Here is a 21,184-nt window from a genome sequence, read left to right on the forward strand (position 1 = left end):
AAGATTTATCAAACTTCTTCCCATGGAAACAAACTTAATTACTACTGAAAATTATTTTTACACCTTATTAAAAAAAAATTATCATACTTCGGAAAAAATACGTGCGCAAATTAGAGAAACGAAGGAAAAAGTTAGAAATATTGTACAAAGAGAGCCGTTAAAAGGGTTTACTATTAACTTTCAAGGAGAAGTCATTGGATGTTCTTTTGAAAAAACACTGAAAATAATTGCCAAACGCTTATTTAGCAAAGGAGTCGTTAATCATATTTTAACATTAAGGGATAAAAATTCGGTAGAAGTAGATGCTACAGCAACACAAACTGAAGTGGAAGAACTCATTCGCTTTCTCATGAAACGTCATGTTGTCTTGCATTATAAGAAAAAAACGTCAAAAGATATCAGTAATATGTTGATAATCGATGAGAATGAACAAAATCAATTAGGAAGTTTTATTCCTGATTCACTTTGCTGTAATTATGCATCTTTTGTTGAATCTACTGAAAAATACACCGGAAGGCTGAATAGTTATCTTATTCTTAATAGTTTGCCCTTAACAACAGAAAAACTCGGTCGGGAGCTTCGTTTTAACAAAATTGAAACAAAAAATAAAGTTTTCACGGGTACCGGTTTAAAAGAAATTTACTTAAATTTAAATTTTTTAAACCTTATCCTCATGTTGGATTTAGAAGAACACTATTTGAAACTTAGAATTTTTAGCGCACAGGAAGAATACCTGAAATCTGTCGAGGAAAAAATTGACAGTCTTGGTTTTTTTGCAGATATTTTTCAATATATTGCAAGTGAAGATAATCCATTATTGTTCAACAAAAATTTGTTCATCGATTTAATGAGGATTGAACATATTATTGAAAAAGAAGATTGGAAATCACTCCCTGCATATGGAGGTTATATTTACTCAGCATTAAATAAACTTAACGAACATTTCAAAATCATGGAGGAATATAATCTTTTTTTAACTTACGCCAACTGTATTGAGAAATTTTTGGCAAAATTAGACAAGAAGCTTTTCAAACAGAAATCAGACTTTAAAAATGAAAAAAATGATTTAAATGCAAACTACAATGAATTAAAAAAGCTACATATTTTATCCCGGCACCCCTCAATAAAGCATACCTATCTGGAGCTATTGAATTCTTTTAGTAAATTATTGACATACATTGATTTTATGTCCATGCAAAACAAATATTATGGCAAAGAAAATACGAGGCAAAAAGCGCTTTCCCTAAAAAGACAGGGAAATAGATTTATTTCAGGCATAAAAAAGTTTGTAACATCTGTTCTTGATCATTCGACCACTAATTCTATAAATTCCTTGCTTTCTAAAAAGGAAGTTTTTGTGAATGAACAAGAGGTAGATGTCCATAAGCTCATAGAAAAACTGAAAAAAAAGCTGAAAGAAATATCCCAATTAAAAACTGCTTCTGGAAGGGATGCTTATATGGAAGCCAGGACATGCATACCATTGCTCACCTATTTGTCTGATATTTTAGATCAACTAAATGAGATAGTTAAAAAAGATGAATTGGGCAAGAATACTCAGGATTTATATAAAAATGTTTTTCTTAAATCGAAATTGAATAAGTTCACTACGCTATTTAATGAATTGGACCGCTTAGTTACATTTGACGATGAAGATGAAAAGGAATTTGTCCGTAAAATATCGGCCGATTTACAAAAATTCCTTTATAGTAAACCTTTAAAAGAAGACAATTATACAAAAATTATAGATAAAATTAGCGCTTTGGAGGATTTTGTAATAAATAAAAACAAACCACATCTCGAAAGTGTTGATAAAATACATACCTTCACTCAAAAATTTAATCAGAATAACGTTTTTAAAAATATAATTGATATAAAAACGGAAATTGAAAAGATGCTTGAGCTAGAGAGGAAGTTCTTGCAAATTGAAACCTTTAAAAAGGAGGGTGATTTTTTTTCTTATAGCAGCAAAGAACTTGACTGTTTTCTTGAAGAAATAATAATATTTAATAAAAAATTGAAAGCAAACGGCTATTGGAACAACAAATCAAATTTTGAAGAAATCGAAAAAAAATTTGATCAATTGATTGCAGAGGTAAATGATATTGAAAACCGCATTGTTTCAAGCGCAAGGAATGAAAACAATAAAATATCTAAAGAAACCATAAAATACGTTGATTATTTAAAAAATTCCATAGTGACAAGGAAGGGTTTGGAAGGTGCAGTTATTCTTATACAAAACCAAATTAGTCAAATAGCAGGATTTATTCATGCAATTAAAGCTTCTCTCTGCCAACAATCATTTGTCCACTCCGGAGTCTCAACCAGCGTGCTTTTTGATCAAATAACCTTTTTACTTAGTAGTATTGATGTAAAATTGCTGGATATGGACAAATTAACGGAAGACATGTTCATTGACTGTATTAGTACGATATCTCACTATCAAGTAGGAGAAACGTTTCAAGAGCCGCAAAATGACGATATTAATCGCTTAATGCTGGAAATTAGAAAAAGGGAAATAATCAAAACATATAAAAATTAGCGTAAACTGGTACAAATTTTACTTCCATTAATCCCGCACTATAGTGTGAGTGATATCAGTTATAAAATACATTTGTTTTCGCCCTGACTTTCAATATACGATGAAACACAAATGAATGGATTTTCTAAAAAACTAAAGTGTTACAAAATCTGCATATTTTTAGCCGGACAATAACAATTAATCATGACAACCATTTCTCATAAAAAGGACAAAAATTGGGACTAATCTGCAAAGTCATATACCGCTATCGTCAACTCTGTAAAAAATATTATTTTTGTATGGTCTCTTCGTGCCCTTTGAGATATTTTAAAAATATCCTATGAATTTAAGTTACAAAGAACTTCCATTAATAGATTTATTTGCTCAAAAGGTTGCAAGCACTCGAGAGAGAAAAAATACCGATAAAACACCCCATGATTATGCACTGGACAAGGTAGATGCAATGTCGGTTCTACATTGTGCAAATTTGCTCAATGACCAATACCTGAAAAATGCAATTCAAGCTTCAGAAAAGCATATGATCAAAACTCAGCCTCAACACAATAATATTCCGCAAAATACAATATCCATTAACACAAATAATAATCGACCAACCAGCAGAAAAATACCACACTATACCCATCTTATTGAATTGAATGGCCATTTGATTTTTCAAGCAGCATGTTGCCTTCCGTTAAAAATATTTGCGGCAAGTCTTGACGGTAAAACCGTCTCTGGCAAGACCTTGTTTAATAGTCACTCAGATTCTGGCGGAGGAAAGTTGGTATATGAATTTTTGGGAACAGGAAAAGAATTAATAGTTGATTTAAAACGCAGGGAAAGCACCAACGTACAACGTCTGATTTTTCAAATATAAAGAAAAAAATCCCTGAGTAATTCAACTCAGGGATTTTTTCTTTAGTAAAAATAGGGATTTTTGAAATATTAAATCCATTCCTCGGATAAAACGCCACCTTCAATACCTACGACAACCTGCTTAACCGGTATTTTACGAGTTGCCCTTTCTGCACCCTCTTTTGCTACCTGAACTAACCCAAAACAACACGGTACCTGCATGATCATTACAGTCAAAGTATTAATCTTTGCGTTATCAATTAAAGACTTTACTTTTTCTATATAGACCTCTTGATCCGAATCCAGTTTAGGGCAAGCAATAGCAATGCTTTTGCCTTTCAGATAATCCTTATGAAAATCAGCTAATGCAAAAGGAACACAGTCAGCGACCAACAAAATATCTTTTTCCTGAAAATAAGGCGCTTGTGGCGAAACTAGGTGCAACTGTATCGGCCACTGCCTTAACTGAGACTGGCGCTTGCCTGATTCACCCTCGCTCTGTTCTTCCTTTTCACTAAAATCTATCGTTTTTGATCCTGGACAACCACTCATTTTACAACCTCCCTTAAAAATTTCTCTTCCAATTCAATAATAAAATTCTCGTACTTTCTTGGCAATTCATCCCCAACAGAAGCATCCGCATCATTACACCTTTGAAACATTTCACCTACCTGTGCGTCAGATAATTGACGATCAATCCAAGGATAAAGGATTTCATCTTCTTTTTTGATATGTTGTGTAAGCAAATCCATGTATCCAAAAAGGTGTTCTTTTATCGCAGCTTTGTCACCACTTTTCACCCCCTCTACTACTTGCCGGATATGGTTTCTTCCTGTATCGTGATCTTTATACATAATTTGTATAACTTCAGCATTTTCATCAACGTATTTAAATAAAATATCCTCTTCCTTCATATGATGATATTTGTCTGCATAATTACGTATAAAATCAACGCAACTTAACACAAGGTCTTTATCAAGTTCCATGCTGCTTTCAATATATTCAACAATGGAAGGTATGAGAGCCAAAAGTCGTTTAATAAGAACATGTTCATCCACAAGTTTTTTCACCGAAGGAGAATAGGTAATTTTCCTAGGAGCAGCCATCTTTGTCAAATCCACCTTTGGCTCAGGTACCTCCCTGTCCGGATAAATAGCCTTTTCTATCCTATACATCAACGTCGCTTCTTGCAGAGGATCAAGATTGTGAATTCCAACTATATCCTTCATTAAGCAGCTTCCAACAGAACATGGTGCACACCCTATGCCATATTCCTCAAGAATTTTGCCTACTTCCGGATAAGTATCAATAATCCCCTTTATCTCTTTATTTAAGATATTTTCCAAAAACACCTCCTTAATTCAATACTATTATAGTGCCGTCAATCTCAATATTTAAGAAACCATTATAGCCAACGATTATATAACATGTCAAGCAAAGAAATAGGTGAAAATTTACCAGGGAATGCTGATATCAAGCTTTTTTGCCGCTTGCAATTATTGTTTGTTTTTATTATATTCTAAAAAGTCGACTAGTCGAATTTAATCCGCTCTTAAATAATACATTTTCACACGTTAGCCATGGCTTTAGGCTATTCTATAAATGCGGTGAGGTTTAACGCATGGACGGATTTTTGAAAAACTAAAATATTACCGTAATTTTTTTAAAAAGGGCTGTTATCTCCCAGACTTTTTTAAACCTTTATATTTTTCAGAAAAAAATAATCAAGTGAATATTGTTACTTATCCAGCCCCTGTATTGCGCCAAAAGGCAAAACCTCTGACAGAAATCAATGCAGATGTGTATAAAAAGGCAGAAAAAATGGTTGAATTGATGCGTCGTGTGCATGGTATTGGATTGGCGGCGCCACAGGTAGGCTGGTCTGTGCGCTTGTTCGTTATTGATGTTGTTGGAAATAATGTAGACGATAATGTGTTTATCAACCCATCAATTATGGAAGAAGCTGGTGAAACAAGTAATGAAGAAGGATGTTTAAGTTTTCCAGGCATTATGGGAAAGGTTATAAGAACCCACAAAATTAAGGTATGCGCGTATAATCTTAATGGACAGAAAATTGAGGTTGTTCTGGAAGATTTACTTGCCCGTGCATGGCAACACGAGCTTGACCATCTGAATGGATGTCTTTTCATAGACAGAATGAGCCCTGCCAGCAGACTTGCTGCATCTCAACAATTAAAAGAATTAGAGCAGTCATATAAAAAAGACCGGGTTCCGGTTTAATACACTCTTTTGCAAAATCTGAAAAAGGGAGAAAAGGAACAGTTGGTTAAATTATGAACGTTATTTTTATGGGAACTCCGGAATTTGCAGTTCCCAGCCTGAGTTTTTTGGCAAAATCAAGGTATAATGTTGTTGCCGTGGTAACACAACCAGACCGGCCAAAAGGAAGAAGCAAAAAACTTTGCCCTTCGCCGGTAAAAATCAAAGCTATGGAATTGGGATGGGAAATATTACAACCAGCCAATGTAAATGACGAACCTGTAATAAAACAATTGAAAAGATATGCCCCTGACTTTATCGTTGTTGTAGCATTCGGGCAACTTTTATCCAGCCGAATAATCGATATTCCACGATTCAAATGTATAAATATACACTCATCTTTGTTGCCAAAATACCGTGGAGCCGCCCCTATAAACTGGGCTATTATAAAAGGTGAAACTATGAGTGGCGTAACCTCTATGGTGATGACCATTAAAATGGATGCAGGTGATATTATTGCGCAAAAAAGCGCTTCAATATCCTCGGATGAAAACGCAGGGGAACTTGAAAAAAGATTATCATTTATGGGTGCTGAGTTGTTATTGGAAACATTGGATAGTATTGCAACAGAAACGGCGCGTTATAAGAAACAAGAGGAAGAAAAGGTGACTTTTGCCCCAAAACTGAAAAAAGAAGACGGATTGATCTCCTGGGTAGAAAAAACACAGGAAATTCATAATCGAATACGCGGCGTTACACCTCTTCCTGGGGCATATGCGTTTTACAATAAGAACAACCTGCCAGAAACGAGAAAGAGGATTATTCTCTTAAAGACACGTATTCATGAGGGATGTAGCACGCAGGAATCTATTATACCGGGAACAGTTGTCGAAACGGCAACCTGTGGAATTCACGTTGCAACATTGGATGGCTCTATTTGTATTACGCAGTTGCAACCTGAAGGGAAACGCGCAATGGATGCGCAGGATTTTATTCGTGGTTACAAAGTTGCATCTCAGGACATGTTTACTGCATAAACACTAACATTTTTATAAGAGGCCGATAATTATGGAATTTATTGATAAGAAGTTTGTTTCTATCAATAATCTTATGGTAAAACTCAGGAAGAAAAAATGCTCTTCAAAAAACTTACTTATTCTCTTCCCGCATTGTATTCAACACTCGGCGTGTAAACAAAATGTAAAGAACGATTTGAACGAATGTAAACGCTGCGGAAAGTGCAAGATAAAAGATCTGATAGAATTTTCTGAAGAATATGGCGTTCACATATCTCTTGCCACCGGAGGACGTATTGCCCTTCAAAAAGTAAAATCAGCAGAGATACACGGAGTTGTTGCTATTGCCTGCGAAAAAGAATTAAGAACCGGTTTGATGGCCGCTGCCCCAAAAACCATTTTTGCAGTGCCGAATCTCAGACCACATGGATATTGCAAAGATACGGACGTATATATGGATGAAGTAAAAGAAGCAATTGAAAAATTCCTCAAATAAGATTGATGTACGCCTTGAAAGTATTCGCATTCTGCGGAAGGTTGATGAAAAAGATGTTTTAGCACAGGAACTTGTTGAGGAGCGATGCCAACAAACGAATGTATCAAGGCGAGACAAACACCTTCTCCTTGAACTGGTAAACGGCATTACCCGCCATCGATTATCCCTTGATACCATACTTTCTTTCTTTTCTAAGATTCCGCCCCAAAAAATAGAACCCTGGTTGCTATATGCATTGCGTCTGGGAATCTATCAAATGATTTTTTTAGATAAAATACCTCATTCAGCCGCGGTAAATACCTCCGTAGAACTCGTTAAAAATCTAATACGGCGCCCGGATGCTGCGCGGTTTGCCAATGCGATACTGCGTGCAGTAGACAGAACCATAAAGAATAAATATTCAGTCAATCATAAAAATGTCAATCAGCAAAAATTGTTATACAAGAAAGAAAACGTTTGGTGTGAGTTCAGCGAGCCAATCTTTCCAGACCCGGGGGAAAACCTTACATCATATATCGCAAAAAACTATAGCCATCCGGAATGGTTGATAAAGCGCTGGCTCACCAGATACGGGATAGACAAGACAATAGAAATATGCAAGGCGAACAATCACATCCCGACATTATCTCTGCGTATTAATCATAACAAAACTTCAATCAATGAATTTGCTTCCCTCCTGGAACAGAATGGCATTCTTGCGCGTGTAATAGATAACAATGCATTGATAATAAACAAGAGTGTTGTTTCTGACATACCTGGATTTTCTAATGGATTATTTTCGGTGCAAGATATAACTTCCATGAAAGTTGGTACCTTTCTCATTGCAGAAACACCCACCGCCGGCGCAATCACCCTATTGGATATGTGCGCAGCGCCTGGGGGAAAAACAACACATATTGCCGAAATAATACAAAACAAAGGCAGCATTTACGCTTTAGATATTTCTCTGAAAAGGCTGCATCGTGTAAAAGAAAACTGCCAAAGACTAGGCATCAAAAACATTACCATCATCTGCTGTGATGCTTCAGAAGGAAAAATCCCCTTTCGCTGCAAATTTGACCGTGTGCTTGCAGACGTGCCATGTTCCAACACCGGAGTGCTTTCACGGCGGGTAGAAGCCCGGTGGAGGATCACGGAAAAAAATATAAAACAGTTGGCGGCACTTCAATATTCTCTGCTAAAAACAGGTTCCACCATGCTTAAACAGGACGGTATTTTGGTATACAGTACCTGTAGTATCGAACCGGAAGAAAACCAGGAGGTAGTGCAAAAATTCCTTAAAAATGAACCACAATTTTATCTTGATAAAGAAGATTGCTATTCCCCGGAAATAAACAAAGGAGATGGTGGATATATGGCAAGGATACGGAAAAGAAATTTGGGGTGGTAATATATTGTGTGGAATTTTATTATATTTGTTATTGTGGTATACAAAAATTATACAGTAGAAATATTATTATACTATACTCAAACGGATTGAAAATTCAATGTAGAGATCCCCTTTAACTATGGTAAACTATTGACCTATGAAAATTACCCTAACCGAAGAGCAGAAACAAAAGCTGGAAGAACAGCACAAAACCGAAAGAGATAGTAGAATATGCGATCGGATAAAGGCTGTATTATTGGCTAACGAAGGCTGGACTCAAAGGCAAATAGCTCAGGCATTACGCATACATGAAACCACGGTATGGGGTCACGTAAAGGATTACGTAATTCAGGAAAAATTAAAACCAAGCAGTGGCGGCTCTTCAAGTAAGTTGAATGAACAGCAAACGATAGAGATAATATCACATTTAGAACAAAACACCTATTCATCAACCAAAGAAATCATTCAATACGTCCAAGACACTTATGGTGTAAGTTATACGCAACAAGGCATGCATGATTGGCTGATTAAGCACAAGTTTTCGTATAAAAAGCCTAAAGGGGTTCCCGCCAAGTTCAATAAATTACGGCAAGAAGCATTTATTCGGGAATATGAAGAATTAAAAGCCAACCTCGGACCTGGCGAGGTTGTGCTGTTTATTGACAGTGTCCACCCTACTCAAGCGACAAAAATTACCAGTGGTTGGATTAGAAAAGGCGTAGAAAAGATGATAGCTACCGTTGCAAGCCGGAGTAGAATAAACCTAACTGGTGCAATTGATTTAAACACCATGTCGATTATTACTCGTGAGTACGAGACCACAAATGGTAGCGCTACCGTTGACTTTTTAAAGGCAATCGAAGCAGCACACCCTGCATCCGCTAAAATTCATATAATCGCTGATGGTGGCGGAGCCCATACGTCAAATGAAGTAGGATTATTTTTATCAGAAGCAAATGCAGTAAACCGATTATTTTTAGATGAAACGTACGGGATCAAATTACCTGGCAATAGCGTAAAATTACCGAAGAAAATGAAAGTACAGCTAAAATCAATTGTAGAAAAAGAGGCACAATTGTTTAAGGATCATTCAATTTTAGATGTTGACAAATTAACTGCGCGTGAATTATTAGATACGCTAAAAGCACCACAACCGCATCCTAAATTAGTGATGCATATCTTGCCACCCTATAGTCCCAATTTGAACCCAATTGAAAGAGCGTGGAAGGTAATGAATGAGCATGTCAGAAACAATAAGGTATTCGATTCATTTACTGAATTCAAAGCTAAAATCCGTACGTTTTTTAGTTCAACCTGGAATATCATTTTACCTGATTTGACAGACAGAATTAATGATAATTTCCAGAAGCTGAAACCAGTGGTTTCAGTCTGATTGAGTACATACGATATAAAATTATAAGGTAATTTTTGAAACACTAAGCAACAATTTTACCTGATAATAGTGTTTTTCTCAAGTTATCAGGGCAAATGATTGTGATAATCAATGGTTGGCTGTTAAAGAGGAGGTAAATATGATAGAAATCATCAAAGCAGATAGTCGTCATTTTTCAAACTTTGGGTGGCTCAAGACTTATTGGTTATTTTCTTTTTCTAACTATTTTGATCCACATAACATTCAGTTCGGAGCTTTGCGGGTATTTAATGATGACATCGTTGAGCCCGGAAAAGGCTTTCCAACCCATCCACATGAAGAAATGGAGATCATCACTATTGTTTTAGATGGTGAGATGACCCATGAGGACATTATGGGTAACAAAACCGTTATAAAAACCGGTGATGTGCAGCGCATGTCGGTAGGAACAGGACTTACCCATTCTGAATTCAATTTGGCCCAGGAGCCGGTGCACTTTTATCAGATATGGATATTCCCTGACAAGTCTGGACTGAAACCAACATATGATCAGAATAGATACGAAACGGCCAAATGGGAAAATCGACTTTTGCCTGTGGCATCCGGCCAAAATATACCGGAGACAGTATCTTTTCATACTGACGCAACAATCTATCGGTGCTCGTTGGATGCAGAAAAGGAAGTGACTCATGAGGCGACCGCTGGACGCAGGATTTTTATTTATCTTGCTGAGGGGCGAATCTCAATAAACAATGAAACGTTGAATGCCAAAGACCAAGCACGCATTGATCTCGAAGAACCCCTTGTTCTCAAAGCTCAGCAGCCCTCTGATCTTATCCTGATTGACGTTCCCTCATGCAAGGGATGGGGCTACAGCGAAGAGACTCTGAAGGGTAAAGAACAATAAAAGCCAACAAAAAAATTCAGCGGACGCAAAAAGCCGCGTCGCTGATTTAATCGTTAGATCATCTAAAAAGAGTCATGGATTTACTAAAATCTATCAAAGAAAAGTCAAAATACTTTGCTGAGACAGTAGAAGACCAAGGGGTATTAAGTGTAATTTCGCATATAGAGATTGCAAAACGACACTATGAGGGCGGAAAAAAATGGCGACAACTATTTGTATAATGATGTTGTCTATGGATGCAATCAGGCTTTTGAAGGATCATTGAAGGAAGCATATGGAATAATTACAGGGGATGACCCAAATAAAATTATGCCCCACCAGATAGAAAAATATTTTGAACAGAACAGCGTGCTAAGAGAATGTGTACTTACACTATTTACAAATCACAGAATGGCGTGGAGAAATAAATCTACACATGATTACAAACTGTATTTTTCAGAGCATGAGGCATTTTTAGCAATCGTAAATATTTCAGAATTTATCAAAATCCTCTTAGACCAAATGATTGAAAAAAGGTAACTATTCAGCGAAAATAATTTAGAATTTGCTTGACAGCAGAAATGTTACAAACAAGCAATTTACCTGGTAGTGTATGTATATGTTTGTAAATGCGTTAAAACCAGGCAGCAAGATGCCGTGCATAGAGACGTGTGTGGGGTCTGTTCAGTTATAGAATTTCGAGCCTTTGTGGTGTGTTATAGAGCGAAAGAAAAGGGTGAAAAAACCTGTGGTATAATAGATGCAGTAGATAATTTCAGGCTAATTATACAGGTATCATCCATTGACGATAGAGAATATAGACGTAGACGCAACACTCCAAAAAGTAGAGAAGCTGCTTTCAGAAGAGAAAGGGCTGTCACCGGCGGTGAGGTCAATGATAGAGTTGTTGGCATTATTGATAACACTGCTGGTAGGACGTCTGAACCGGAACAGCCGCAACAGCAGCAAGCCTCCCTCAAGCGATCCGAATCGCAAGAAAGAAAGCAAGGCGAAGGGTGAAAGGAAGGCAGGCGGGCAAAAGGGCCGTGATGGAGTAACGCTCAAAAAGGTAGACAATCCTGATGAGGTGGAAGTAATAAAAGTAGATCGGAGGAAGTATCCGCGCAGCAAATACAAGGTGGTAGGTTACGAAGCACGCCAGGTGTTTGATATAAAGATTTCGCGTGTAGTAACGGAGTATCGTGCAGAGGTAGTAGAGGATGCGAAAGGGAACCGGATTGTAGCGTCATTTCCGGAAGGGGTAACAAAGGCGGTGCAGTATGGTCCGGATTTGAAAGCGCATGCAGTCTATATGTCGCAGTATCAATTGATACCCTACAAGAGGATACAGGAGTATTTTGAAGGACAGATTGGGATACCGCTGAGTGAAGGTTCTGTTTACAACTTTAACAGGGAAGCCTACGAGTCATTGGAACCCTTCGAAGTGAGAGCCAGGGAAGAACTTGCAAAATCAGAGGTGATGCATGTGGATGAAACTAGTATCAACAAGAATGGAGACAGGTATTGGTTGCACAGTGCATCCAATAGTTTGTGGACGTACTTTTTCCCGCATGAAAGACGTGGAACAGAAGCGATAAATAGTATCGGGATATTACCTGAATTTAAGGGGATTCTTTGCCACGACCATTTGAAGTCGTATTACACCTATAGCAACTGTACGCATGCGTTGTGTAATGCACACCACTTGAGGGAATTGGATGGTGTGTGGGAAGATGATAATAAGCAGGAGTGGGCGAAAGAGATGAAAGCATTACTTAAAGAGATAAACCGTGCGACGAGTGATGCCGGGGGAATGCTGGGTGCTAAGCCCCACAATAAATGAACCTGGAATTCTCAGATTAAGTGGAATTAATATATTGAGGTAAAACGGATTTTAGCAGATAGACAGCATCTGGGAAAGAGGAGTTGGAATCTACCATGACGATGTCGATGGTATTAAAGTTTTTTTTACAACGGAAACACCTGGCGAGGTTCGTATTTGGGTTGGTGGCGGAATTAAATTCAGAACAGAGAGGGCAGAGGAAGCGGAAATAGCCTTCGGAGTATTTATGAGGTATGGAGAGGACATCAGCGATGAGTCGATCGATGGGGATATCGTTTCGTAATGAGCGCAAGAGTTGAGGGGAAAAGAGACGGGCCATGGTAGACCTCCTTAAAAAGATTGAATTTCAGCAAGAGCCTGATGGAAGATATCCTGGGTAATTTTCTGTGATTGTCTGATGGAAGCGTTAATCAGGCAGGCGGTGGAAATGGCGTTGATTTGCCTTGGGATGCCGGCGGAGAACTCATGGATCAGGTCTTTGACGTCTGAGTCAAAGATTTTATCGGATGCGCCGGAAGATTTCAGATGGAAGTCTATGTATGCAGCGGTTTGAGTTTTAGTAAGGGGATGAATGTGGTAATGTACCGAGATGCGTTGTGCGAAGTCGGCATGGATGTCTCTTTTGAGGATATATTTGAGGTGTTCCTGTCCCGAGAGGATGATTTTGAGATGAGTGGAAGAATCAAGCGGAGAGCTGACAAGGAGTCTGAGGTCTGTGATGGCGTCGGTTTTCAGGAGATGAGCCTCGTCGATAACGATAATGGGAGTGAGATTTGAGCGCAAGGATTTATCCATAATTTGGAGGAAGAGCCGGTCTTTGGTGTGTTTTGGTATTTCACCGAGCTGGGAGACGATTAAGGAGAGAAGGCTGGATGATTTTAGGTGGGTAAAATGGAGGTAGATGGGGAGAAACAGGTTTTGGGGGATTTGTGAGAGGAAGAGTTTGAGGAGTGTGGATTTTCCGACTCCCGTCTGTCCGTAGAGGACGGCGATAGAGCCTGAGTGTAAGAGGTATTGGAGTCGTGCAAGCCCCTGGGTAAAGCGTTCGTCTTTCATGATAAGGCTGGTGTTGATTCTTTCAGAGAACGGCTGAGTAGTCATGGAAAAATGAGAAGTAAACATGGTTAAGAGACCTCCTTTTTCGAGTAAGCGATTTGTAATTCACGAATGATATAGGGTAAGGTTTTCACGGAGGCATTTTGGAATGCCTCCGTGAGCAATGATTCGTTGAGAGCGGGGATACGGTTGTAGCATTTTTTAAGCGATTCGAGTTCATGAGAGCTGAAGGCGGAGAGAGAGCCTTTGTGTCCCATGAGGAGTGCGAGTTTCTGGACGAATGCCATGAATGGCCAGGGTCGTTCGGAGATGATTTGGTGGTAATCAATGCCTTTGGCCTGAGCCTGGAGAATGGATTTGTGTTTCTGAGTGATAAGGTCGAGGTAATTATGTTTTGGTTTTGAAGGTGAGGCGGCTGGAGTTTCAGCGCCCTGGTCGCGCAGGTAGAGATTTCCCGAGCCGAGGTATTCACCGTTTGCGGAATAGATCAAGACCTTTTTGAGATCGCCGTATGGGTCGTAACGGACTTCTACTTTATCGCCTCTGAGTTTGGGGTCAACACGGTAAAAGCGGTTATCAATGCGGACATCGGCAAAGGTTCTGTCAACGGTTCTGGGGATGCGTTTCATGAAGAAGGCAAGAGCGGCGTCCATATCGACGTGTCGGATGACGGTAAGCCCCTCGTCGTAGCGTTGTTTTGGAGATTGATTGGTTTCGGAGTGGATTCTTGCGTGATAGACAACGGCAAGGTAAGCGGAGAAGGCCTGGTTAATGGCATCAAGGGTGATAATGTCGCCGGAGCGGACTTCCGACTCGAACTGTGTCTGGCTGGTGCCGAAGAAACGTTCGACCAGTCCGCCGGGAGCAGGGTCGCGTGGTGGTCTGTGGATGAGTTTAATGCCGAGGTTGTAACAGGCAGAGCGCAGGGCGTCAGAGTGGTAGACCTTGGCATTGTCGAGGTAGAGTTCTTTGGGCGAGCCGTGGATAGTCCAGGCCCTGATGAGAGAATCGATAAGGATATCGAGGGTTTGTTTGAGATAATACCGTCCTTCGACCACATAACGGCTGTAGCAGTCGATAAAGAGACAGAGGTTTGTGGGAAGCGCCTCGCCGTCAACGAGCACGAAAGGGCCTTCCTGGAAGTCGCCAATCCAGAGGTCGTGGGTATGCTCACGGCTAAGAGCGTATACGCACCTTTTGCTGTGAGACGCCGAGTTTGAGCCGGGTCGCCCCTGCGAGTCTGAGATGGCGGTAGAGGGTGGATTTGGGGATCGTTTTCCCATAGTATTTCTCAAGAAAGCGGTTGAGGCAATCGTCGCTGCGGCGTGGTTGTTCTTTTTTGAGTTCAACGGCTTTGTCGATAATTTCAGGAGAAAACCTTCTGGATGCGCCACGGTCGCTCCTCGCCTTTCTTGCAAGAGATTGAAATCCATCTTTGCGGTAGCGGTTGAGTTTTCTCCTGAGGGTAGAGATAGTGGGTCTTTTCCGCTTTCCGTTGGGGAATACGACCTCCTGAAGGCAGAGTTTTTTCAGAAAAAGGTTGGTCTGCTCCTTCTCAATCTCACCGAAGATGACAGGATGCAGAAGATTGCACCAGAATAAAGCCCATTTTTCGTCTTTCGATTTCATAATTCACCTCCTTTTTTAAGTGTGGAGGTGATTGTAACTCAAGACCAGCCGCTTTTTGTTGCCAGTTCGGGGAAAAATGAATGCCCAAAAATTCGGTGATATTCCGGCTCGGCGCTGAACAATTGAATCGATTGATCGAGGGAGGTTTTTCGTTGTTTGCTTTTATACTTTCCGTGGTAAATGGGAAACATTTGGCGAAAAACCGGAGAGTTGGGGTCGGCCTGCCTGATGAGGTCAAAGGCGTTGCGGAGTGTGTATTTCAGTGAGCCAAAGAAACGCAGCCACCTCCAAACGGTTGACCAGGCAAGCATGCGGTTGTCTATTTCCTGTGTTCGGGTAGTATATCCGATGGCAGAGGAGACACTCCGGTAGGTTTCTGTATCATCTTTGACATAAGCCTGACTGAAGGAGAGACAGTGATCCTTTACGTACCGCTTGTAAGGGAGCGCATACTCAGGATAGGAAGTAAACGTCTTCTTGCACAAGGAACATTTCCAACGTCCCAGGAAAGATTCTATCGTATGAACAAGGGAGTCGATAATAACGTGAAACAACCGATATCTGCATTCATGAAGGGTGAAATTGACATGGGTACTCTTGCACTTTGGACAAAAGCATGGCTTCTGTTTTGTCGCAATAAGCTTTTCATGCTTGTGGATTTTTTCTATAATATTCACGCACTGCCTCCTTTGTATAGGGGGGAAATGGGCAGGAGGATGAAGTTTCCCAACGTTCGGTCCTCCTGCCCTGAGTTTTTTATGTTCCGGAAAAATCTTACAAAACTTGTCCTCGTGAAAACGGGGAACTGGGAAGTAAACCGCCGTTAGGAAGTTTGGAAGTGGTTTTAACCCCTTCCAAACTATTTAATGAGGCTTTACTCCGCCTTACGGACGGAACTTCTTTCTAACGGGGTAAACGATGTATTTTTCTTAACGTGAACAAAAAATCAAGTGAAATACTTACGCAGGATAAAAAAAAGGCGGGGTAGCTGGGTAAGATTTTTCAAATCATTTGCTGGGTATTAGACTCAAATATTCTGAGACTAATTGGGCATTTTTGGAGCATTTATTCTAAGACGTAGCAGCTGGGAACTGATGAGTCAGAAAAATACCGGCAAAGGTATAGGAAGATACTCCAAAACGCAGAAGCCGAAAGCCCTCCTCCTGATGAAACGAACCGTAAGGGAAAAAGGGGGAGGGTAAAAAGGACAAAGGCACGGAATCTTCTGGAACGATTGAGGACGTATGAGGGTGATGTGTTGAGGTTTATGGACAATAAAAATGTTCCCTTTACGAACAATTTGGCAGAAAACGATATCAGGATGACGAAGGTTCAGCAGAAGATATCTGGCTGTTTTCGTTCTTTGGAGGGAGCGAAAATTTTCTGCCGCATTCGGAGTTATCTCTCGACCTGTCGAAAACAAGGTGTAAATTTGAGCCGGGCATTACAGATGCTATTCCGTGGCGAATTGCCTGATTTTGCTAGCTCGTAGCGACAGTGGGTGAAAATACGCTGAATAGATACGAAAAAAGGGCGTATGATAAAGAAACAACAGTAATAGCATCTGGTCAATTTGAGCGAACACATGATTATCGAAATTCAAATCTATTAGATAGCACGATCGAGCTTTTAAAAGGGTTTTTCCGAAGTTAATCCAGGGAAGGTGTCTGGAGTTTTGATACCAAGAATTACGGAAAGAGAAGTCATTGGATCACTCACTGCATTATGTAAATAAACTTGGCGATGATATAAGAGTATTTCCTGAATACTCTATAGAATTAAAAGGAAGTAATGGCCAATATAGAGCAGATTTTTTATTTGAGAAAGCCGAGGAAAGGCTGTTAATTGAGAGCAAACAATGTAGCGATGTTTCAAAGCGTCATCTTAGTGATGGTTCTGACCAATTGTCAGCATATTATGGCTGCATCTGGCATAGAAAAATGGTGTTCTTTATATTCCACCGCTTTCTCATGGAGTAGAAATGGAAGTGGCTCGTATTGAGAGAATGGTTGAGAATAAAATATATAACCTAAATCCTGCAAACAAGGCAAAGCCTTGTTGCAGGAATAGGATTGAAATGGTAGGATTTCCAAGGTATTCGGCGGTATATTGATAACAAAAAACACCTGAAAGGAGATTCACCATTTCGATGAAGAATATAGCAAAAAAATACAGCAAAAGACAACCGAAAATCAAGGCAGAGATGAGCGGGAAAGGCTTAACGGTACATGCAGGGCTTTTACCGGTATTGAATTTTATGGGTAAGCTGATGTTCCGGGAGAGAGTCCATGAAGCGGTCCATAAGGATCGTGGAGCAAATGCCCGGTATCAGTTTGTCGATGCGGTACAAATGGTAGTGATAGGGTTGATAGCAGGGGCGACATCGATGGTAGAGGTGATGAAGGTGTGTACAGATGAGGTATTGAAGAAGATGTCCGGGTGGAAAGAGGTACCTGTAGATACTACGATAGGACGTATTATGAAGCTGGCGAGTCAGGGAGATATAGTGGAACTGACGGGGGTGATCCACCGGTTTAGGGGAAAGATATGGAAGCGTGCGGTGAGATCAGGCCATAAACTCAGGAGTGCTCTTTGCGAAGTATGGATAGATGTTGATTCTACCGTAGATGGTGTATATGGGAAACAGGAGGGTGCAGAGGTAGGATATAATCCGCACAAGAAGGGGCAGAAGGCGTATCATTCCTTAATGGCATTTATTGCAGAAACAAAGGAGGTATTACATAGTTGGTTCCGCTGTGGAAGCGCCTACACGAGTAACGGAGTAGTAGAGTTCATGAAGGAATGTATGGCGTACATGAATAAGGGGGTAAGGGTGGTATTTCGAGGAGACAGCGGTTTTTTTACCGGAGAATTACTTGAATACCTTGAGTCAATATTGGCGGGATATCTGATTAAGGTAAAGCTGAAGAATCTGGAAGGATTGCTTGAAGGGCAGAAATGGAATGAGGTGAAAGGGGAGCCAGGATGGGAACAGGCTGAATTTTGGTATCGATGTGCAGGGTGGGATCGTGCGAGACGTTTTGTGGCAGTGCGGCAATTGGTCAAAAGAGAAAAGAAATTAGTAGAAGTGTCCGTGTATGAGTATTTTTGTTACGTTACAACGGAGCGGTTAAGTCCGATGGAAGCGCATCGTTGTTATGGAAAGAGGGCTACCTGCGAGACTTTGATAGAAGAGAGTAAAGGACAGATGAATGCGGGGCACATACGTACGGGTGAATTTTTGGCCAATGCTGCGCTATTTCAGTGTGCGGTGTTAGCGTATAATCTTTTGAAGTGGATGGGATTGCTCAGTGGTGGAGTGATACAAAAGTGGGAAGTAAAGACGATGAGACTGTGGTTAATCCGTGTGGCAGGGAAACTGGTGGAGAGAAGCCGGCAGATGACATTAAAATTGCCGGAGAAATTTCTCCATCAGGAGGAATGGGAAAAGTGGGAACGCATGTCACTGGATGTAGTTTTTCAGTAGAAAACCGACGTTGTATTTCGTTTTTTTAGTCTTTTGAGAGTGGTAAGTATACCGCAGATGGAGACAGTACATCCCTATCTTGATTTTCATTGCATCAGAGAGCACGTTTCCGACAATTTCCCATGTCTTTTTGTTTAAAGTAGTACAATAGCGCTACCACAATTGCTAAAAAACGGATATCTGTTATCGCTTTTTGCCAATCTTGGTAGTGGAAAATACTGATTTTCGCATTGCGAAAATCGTTTGCAGGATTTAGGTATAAAATTATACAAACCTTTCCAAAAAAAATACCTAACACGTAGCATAAACATGGGGACAATTCCCATATTAGAAAACAATACGGGGGTTGTCCCCGTATTTCCGAACAGACGTAGTTAAAAAAGGGGAATAAGAAAATGGATATATATGAATTTGCAATGCAGATGGAAAAAGACGGTGAAAAGTATTACCGTGATTCGGTCCAAAAAATTAACAACGCAGGGCTTAAAAACATACTGTGTCTACTGGCAGATGCTGAAGTGAAGCATTACAATATTCTTCAGAAAATGAAAGAAAATGAAAAAATTCACATGTCTGATACACAATTATTATCAAACGTAAAAAATATATTTATACAAATGAAAGAAGAGAAAGACACATTCGGTGTTACTATCTCGCAAATAGATTTATATAAAAAGGCTCAGGATATTGAGAAAAAGAGCAAAGAATTTTATTTAGAAAAAGCGGAGGAAGTAAAAGACCAATCTCGAAGATCACTATTTTTGAAGATTGCAGAGGAAGAAAAAAAACACTATTCAATACTGGAAAACATAATCAATTTCGTATCCCGACCGCAGAATTGGCTTGAAAATGCCGAGTGGTTCCATTTGGAAGAATATTGAAGAAGTTGGTAATTACTTTTGTCGGTCAGGTTCGTCAGCGTCCTTTTTTGCTTACGCACCTATTTCTTTTAAATCTTTTAACACTTCCTTTGCGTGATCAGCAGGTTTTACCTTTTCATAAATTTTCGCGATGTTGCCCTTAGGATCGATTTAAAATGACGTTCTAATGGCTCCCATATGTTCTTTCCTCATGAATTTTTTCGTTCTCCATTGAGATATACTGTAAGAGTTCATAAATAGGGATTTCCAGAATTAGGTTTAACTTCTGTCAGTACAAATAGCTATAGCATTTTTGTAATCACATTTTGTGGACACCTTGAGTATAGTTTCAACAGTTTAAAAATCAAATTCCAATACCGTTCACGAAAACTGCATGCTTCTCGATGAGCGCCTTTATAAAGGCGCTCATCGAGAAGCATTTTCTCAGAGGTCGGACTTATATTTCCTGCGAACTATGCAAGCATCGGAACTGGGTGCAGCCCAATGGCAAACATAAAGAATACGCAGCACTGGGAGTATCTCTTCCATCACTATCACTACCTCGGCAATCCCCGGCTTGTTGGCGAACACCTCAGACACATCGTACGTATCGGCAATCAGGTTGTTGCCTGCCTGGGGTGGGCAAGCGCCGTATGGAAGGTCAAAGACCGTGATCGTCTCATTGAATGGGATGAGACTACTAAACCGTACGCACTTAGGCACTGTCCAAAAATAATTTGGTATTTTTATTAATTTAGTTAAGTGAAATTGTATAATTCCAATCTGGCAAGACACTGTGTTTGTTTATGTTTATTTCTTTCATTTGGTCATCAGTGATTTTGATTCCTTTTTGGTATTCTTTCTCGTTAAGAATGGTTTGTACGAGAAGACCCGCTGTTGTTGTAGTGCCAGCAATTAAACTTAGCATAACATCATAAGACCTCAAAGGATTCCCCTCCCAATTTTTACTGATAAAACTAAACAGACGATGTTCTACCGGATTCCATTTTGATGCTCCTGAGGGATAGTGGCAAATCCTGATGGAGAGTCCGTAAACTTTACAAATATTTTGATAAAGCGCATATTTCCACAACCGGGGACGAAATCCGTTGCTCCCTCCTGCGTCACAAAGAATAAGGAGTTCTTTTGCGCATGGATACCTCTTCCAACCAAATTCATCCAGCCAAATCTTAATTGACTCGACTGCAAATTCCGGTGTGTCATAGGACGTACCAACAATAACTGTCCCTAAATTAGTCAGCAATTCATAGATACCAAACGGACATCCAACACCAATTGCCTGAGAACGAAAATCATGGGCCAAAACTTCATTTACTATTTTTGTCCACGCCTTGCCCTCATTTCTGAAATTACCTATCAATTCCTTTTTCTTACTGTCAACACTGATTATTGGCACGGCAACGTCAAAGTCACCCTACGAAAGACGCGGATCAAGAATTTGTGCCAAAAGCTCCCATCAATAAGTGGAGAAGAAAGTAAAAAACGATAGAATTCCCATATAAATCGGCAGAAATGAGCAAAACAAGCAAAATGTAACGGGAGTATCCCTGTGG

At 39.8% G+C, this 21,184-nt stretch carries 22 protein-coding genes and 2 pseudogenes; 16 read left to right on the plus strand and 8 right to left on the minus strand.

Translation table 11 applies throughout. The features are described 5' to 3' along the window. The first annotated feature begins 22 nt into the window (after positions 1-22). Together KSMBR1_RS15455 and KSMBR1_RS15460 are read left to right on the plus strand one after the other, a co-directional pair. Complete coding sequence (locus tag KSMBR1_RS15455) at positions 23-2,542, plus strand: hypothetical protein (RefSeq protein ID WP_099326127.1); 2,520 nt, start codon at positions 23-25, stop codon at positions 2,540-2,542. Positions 2,543-2,861: 319 nt separating this feature from the next. Continuing rightward, positions 2,862-3,398, plus strand: a complete 537-nt coding sequence (locus KSMBR1_RS15460) for a hypothetical protein (RefSeq protein WP_099326128.1) — start codon at positions 2,862-2,864, stop codon at positions 3,396-3,398. Positions 3,399-3,466: 68 nt separating this feature from the next. On the opposite strand, the gene KSMBR1_RS15465 is transcribed toward KSMBR1_RS15460, so the two are convergent. Beyond that, positions 3,467-3,928, minus strand: coding sequence for a 4Fe-4S ferredoxin (locus KSMBR1_RS15465; protein WP_099326129.1), 462 nt, complete (start codon positions 3,926-3,928; stop codon positions 3,467-3,469). Continuing rightward, positions 3,925-4,722 (minus strand): hemerythrin domain-containing protein, encoded by a 798-nt coding sequence (locus KSMBR1_RS15470; RefSeq protein ID WP_099326130.1) that lies wholly within the window; start codon positions 4,720-4,722, stop codon positions 3,925-3,927. The genes KSMBR1_RS15465 and KSMBR1_RS15470 overlap by 4 nt, the downstream gene beginning before the upstream one ends. Positions 4,723-5,104: 382 nt before the next feature. On the opposite strand from KSMBR1_RS15470, the gene def reads away from it, so the two are divergent. From def to tnpC, 8 genes and pseudogenes are all read left to right on the plus strand, one after another. After that, positions 5,105-5,617 carry a peptide deformylase gene (gene def, locus KSMBR1_RS15475; RefSeq protein ID WP_099326131.1) on the plus strand — a complete coding sequence of 171 codons (513 nt, stop codon included), beginning with the start codon at positions 5,105-5,107 and terminating at the stop codon, positions 5,615-5,617. A 53-nt stretch (positions 5,618-5,670) separates the two neighbouring features. Continuing rightward, a complete protein-coding gene (fmt, locus tag KSMBR1_RS15480) occupies positions 5,671-6,633 on the plus strand; it encodes a methionyl-tRNA formyltransferase (RefSeq protein ID WP_099326132.1) in 963 nt (320 codons plus the stop codon). Between the two features lie 31 nt (positions 6,634-6,664). Further along, positions 6,665-7,108, plus strand: a complete 444-nt coding sequence (locus tag KSMBR1_RS15485) for a DUF116 domain-containing protein (RefSeq protein ID WP_099326133.1) — start codon at positions 6,665-6,667, stop codon at positions 7,106-7,108. Next, positions 7,089-8,498: a 16S rRNA (cytosine(967)-C(5))-methyltransferase RsmB gene (rsmB, locus tag KSMBR1_RS15490; protein WP_099326134.1), complete on the plus strand. Its 1,410-nt coding sequence runs from the start codon at positions 7,089-7,091 to the stop codon at positions 8,496-8,498. The genes KSMBR1_RS15485 and rsmB overlap by 20 nt, the downstream gene beginning before the upstream one ends. A gap of 136 nt (positions 8,499-8,634) precedes the next feature. Then, a complete protein-coding gene (locus KSMBR1_RS15495) occupies positions 8,635-9,870 on the plus strand; it encodes an IS630 family transposase (RefSeq protein ID WP_099326135.1) in 1,236 nt (411 codons plus the stop codon). Between the two features lie 139 nt (positions 9,871-10,009). After that, on the plus strand, positions 10,010-10,756 hold the full coding sequence (locus KSMBR1_RS15500) for a pirin family protein (RefSeq protein ID WP_099326136.1): 747 nt from the start codon (positions 10,010-10,012) through the stop codon (positions 10,754-10,756). 183 nt (positions 10,757-10,939) lie between these two features. Continuing rightward, positions 10,940-11,275: a hypothetical protein gene (locus KSMBR1_RS15505; protein ID WP_099326137.1), complete on the plus strand. Its 336-nt coding sequence runs from the start codon at positions 10,940-10,942 to the stop codon at positions 11,273-11,275. Between the two features lie 262 nt (positions 11,276-11,537). Then, a pseudogene (tnpC, locus tag KSMBR1_RS15510) lies at positions 11,538-12,575 on the plus strand (IS66 family transposase); the annotation flags it as partial. Between the two features lie 19 nt (positions 12,576-12,594). On the opposite strand, the gene KSMBR1_RS23580 reads toward tnpC, so the two are convergent. The 5 genes from KSMBR1_RS23580 to KSMBR1_RS21175 are packed head-to-tail and all read right to left on the minus strand — an operon-like array spanning position 12,595 to position 15,574. Beyond that, positions 12,595-12,897, minus strand: coding sequence for a CHC2 zinc finger domain-containing protein (locus KSMBR1_RS23580; RefSeq protein ID WP_099323524.1), 303 nt, complete (start codon positions 12,895-12,897; stop codon positions 12,595-12,597). Between the two features lie 11 nt (positions 12,898-12,908). Further along, positions 12,909-13,700 (minus strand): ExeA family protein, encoded by a 792-nt coding sequence (locus tag KSMBR1_RS15520; protein ID WP_099323525.1) that lies wholly within the window; start codon positions 13,698-13,700, stop codon positions 12,909-12,911. A 2-nt stretch (positions 13,701-13,702) separates the two neighbouring features. Then, positions 13,703-14,758 carry a Mu transposase C-terminal domain-containing protein gene (locus KSMBR1_RS15525; protein ID WP_230407994.1) on the minus strand — a complete coding sequence of 352 codons (1,056 nt, stop codon included), beginning with the start codon at positions 14,756-14,758 and terminating at the stop codon, positions 13,703-13,705. A 52-nt stretch (positions 14,759-14,810) separates the two neighbouring features. Further along, positions 14,811-15,263, minus strand: coding sequence for a helix-turn-helix domain-containing protein (locus tag KSMBR1_RS23585; RefSeq protein WP_164994994.1), 453 nt, complete (start codon positions 15,261-15,263; stop codon positions 14,811-14,813). Between the two features lie 38 nt (positions 15,264-15,301). Further along, entirely contained in the window at positions 15,302-15,574 is a 273-nt protein-coding gene (locus KSMBR1_RS21175; protein ID WP_131493604.1) for a hypothetical protein, read from the minus strand. A 105-nt stretch (positions 15,575-15,679) separates the two neighbouring features. Between KSMBR1_RS21175 and KSMBR1_RS15540 the strand changes: the two genes are divergently transcribed. From KSMBR1_RS15540 to KSMBR1_RS15565, 6 genes and pseudogenes are all read left to right on the plus strand, one after another. Then, the gene (locus KSMBR1_RS15540) at positions 15,680-16,090 is read left to right on the plus strand and encodes a hypothetical protein (protein WP_099323529.1); all 411 of its coding nucleotides are present in this window, start codon (positions 15,680-15,682) and stop codon (positions 16,088-16,090) included. Positions 16,091-16,347: 257 nt separating this feature from the next. Next, positions 16,348-16,755 (plus strand): annotated as a pseudogene (locus KSMBR1_RS15545) (IS66 family transposase); the annotation flags it as partial. A gap of 214 nt (positions 16,756-16,969) precedes the next feature. Further along, complete coding sequence (locus KSMBR1_RS15550; RefSeq protein WP_099326138.1) at positions 16,970-17,242, plus strand: hypothetical protein; 273 nt, start codon at positions 16,970-16,972, stop codon at positions 17,240-17,242. Between the two features lie 170 nt (positions 17,243-17,412). Further along, the gene (locus KSMBR1_RS15555) at positions 17,413-18,750 is read left to right on the plus strand and encodes an IS1380-like element ISCku8 family transposase (protein ID WP_099326139.1); all 1,338 of its coding nucleotides are present in this window, start codon (positions 17,413-17,415) and stop codon (positions 18,748-18,750) included. Between the two features lie 395 nt (positions 18,751-19,145). Further along, positions 19,146-19,631: a ferritin-like domain-containing protein gene (locus KSMBR1_RS15560; protein WP_099326140.1), complete on the plus strand. Its 486-nt coding sequence runs from the start codon at positions 19,146-19,148 to the stop codon at positions 19,629-19,631. 483 nt (positions 19,632-20,114) lie between these two features. Then, positions 20,115-20,363: a Druantia anti-phage system protein DruA gene (locus tag KSMBR1_RS15565; protein ID WP_099326141.1), complete on the plus strand. Its 249-nt coding sequence runs from the start codon at positions 20,115-20,117 to the stop codon at positions 20,361-20,363. 1 nt (position 20,364) lies between these two features. Here KSMBR1_RS15565 and KSMBR1_RS15570 read toward each other — a convergent pair whose 3' ends face one another. Then, entirely contained in the window at positions 20,365-21,027 is a 663-nt protein-coding gene (locus tag KSMBR1_RS15570; protein ID WP_099326142.1) for an ISAzo13 family transposase, read from the minus strand. Positions 21,028-21,184: the final 157 nt, after the last annotated feature.

Origin of the sequence: Candidatus Kuenenia stuttgartiensis, assembly GCF_900232105.1 — a bacterium.
In the GTDB taxonomy this organism is placed as follows: Bacteria; Planctomycetota; Brocadiia; order Brocadiales; family Brocadiaceae; genus Kuenenia; species Kuenenia stuttgartiensis_A.

Excerpts from the sequence above, each read along its gene's own strand:
- KSMBR1_RS15565 (WP_099326141.1), top strand. The coding sequence starts at position 20,115 with ATGGCAAACATAAAGAATACGCAGCACTGGGAGTATCTCTTCCATCAC.
- KSMBR1_RS15505 (WP_099326137.1), top strand. The coding sequence starts at position 10,940 with ATGAGGGCGGAAAAAAATGGCGACAACTATTTGTATAATGATGTTGTC.
- KSMBR1_RS23585 (WP_164994994.1), bottom strand. The coding sequence starts at position 15,263 with ATGAAATCGAAAGACGAAAAATGGGCTTTATTCTGGTGCAATCTTCTG.
- KSMBR1_RS15485 (WP_099326133.1), top strand. The coding sequence starts at position 6,665 with ATGGAATTTATTGATAAGAAGTTTGTTTCTATCAATAATCTTATGGTA.
- KSMBR1_RS15465 (WP_099326129.1), bottom strand. The coding sequence starts at position 3,928 with ATGAGTGGTTGTCCAGGATCAAAAACGATAGATTTTAGTGAAAAGGAA.
- fmt (WP_099326132.1), top strand. The coding sequence starts at position 5,671 with ATGAACGTTATTTTTATGGGAACTCCGGAATTTGCAGTTCCCAGCCTG.
- KSMBR1_RS15455 (WP_099326127.1), top strand. The coding sequence starts at position 23 with ATGGAAACAAACTTAATTACTACTGAAAATTATTTTTACACCTTATTA.
- KSMBR1_RS23580 (WP_099323524.1), bottom strand. The coding sequence starts at position 12,897 with ATGGCCCGTCTCTTTTCCCCTCAACTCTTGCGCTCATTACGAAACGAT.
- KSMBR1_RS15520 (WP_099323525.1), bottom strand. The coding sequence starts at position 13,700 with ATGTTTACTTCTCATTTTTCCATGACTACTCAGCCGTTCTCTGAAAGA.
- KSMBR1_RS15500 (WP_099326136.1), top strand. The coding sequence starts at position 10,010 with ATGATAGAAATCATCAAAGCAGATAGTCGTCATTTTTCAAACTTTGGG.
- KSMBR1_RS15555 (WP_099326139.1), top strand. The coding sequence starts at position 17,413 with ATGAAGAATATAGCAAAAAAATACAGCAAAAGACAACCGAAAATCAAG.
- KSMBR1_RS15495 (WP_099326135.1), top strand. The coding sequence starts at position 8,635 with ATGAAAATTACCCTAACCGAAGAGCAGAAACAAAAGCTGGAAGAACAG.
- KSMBR1_RS15560 (WP_099326140.1), top strand. The coding sequence starts at position 19,146 with ATGGATATATATGAATTTGCAATGCAGATGGAAAAAGACGGTGAAAAG.
- KSMBR1_RS21175 (WP_131493604.1), bottom strand. The coding sequence starts at position 15,574 with ATGCTTGCCTGGTCAACCGTTTGGAGGTGGCTGCGTTTCTTTGGCTCA.
- KSMBR1_RS15460 (WP_099326128.1), top strand. The coding sequence starts at position 2,862 with ATGAATTTAAGTTACAAAGAACTTCCATTAATAGATTTATTTGCTCAA.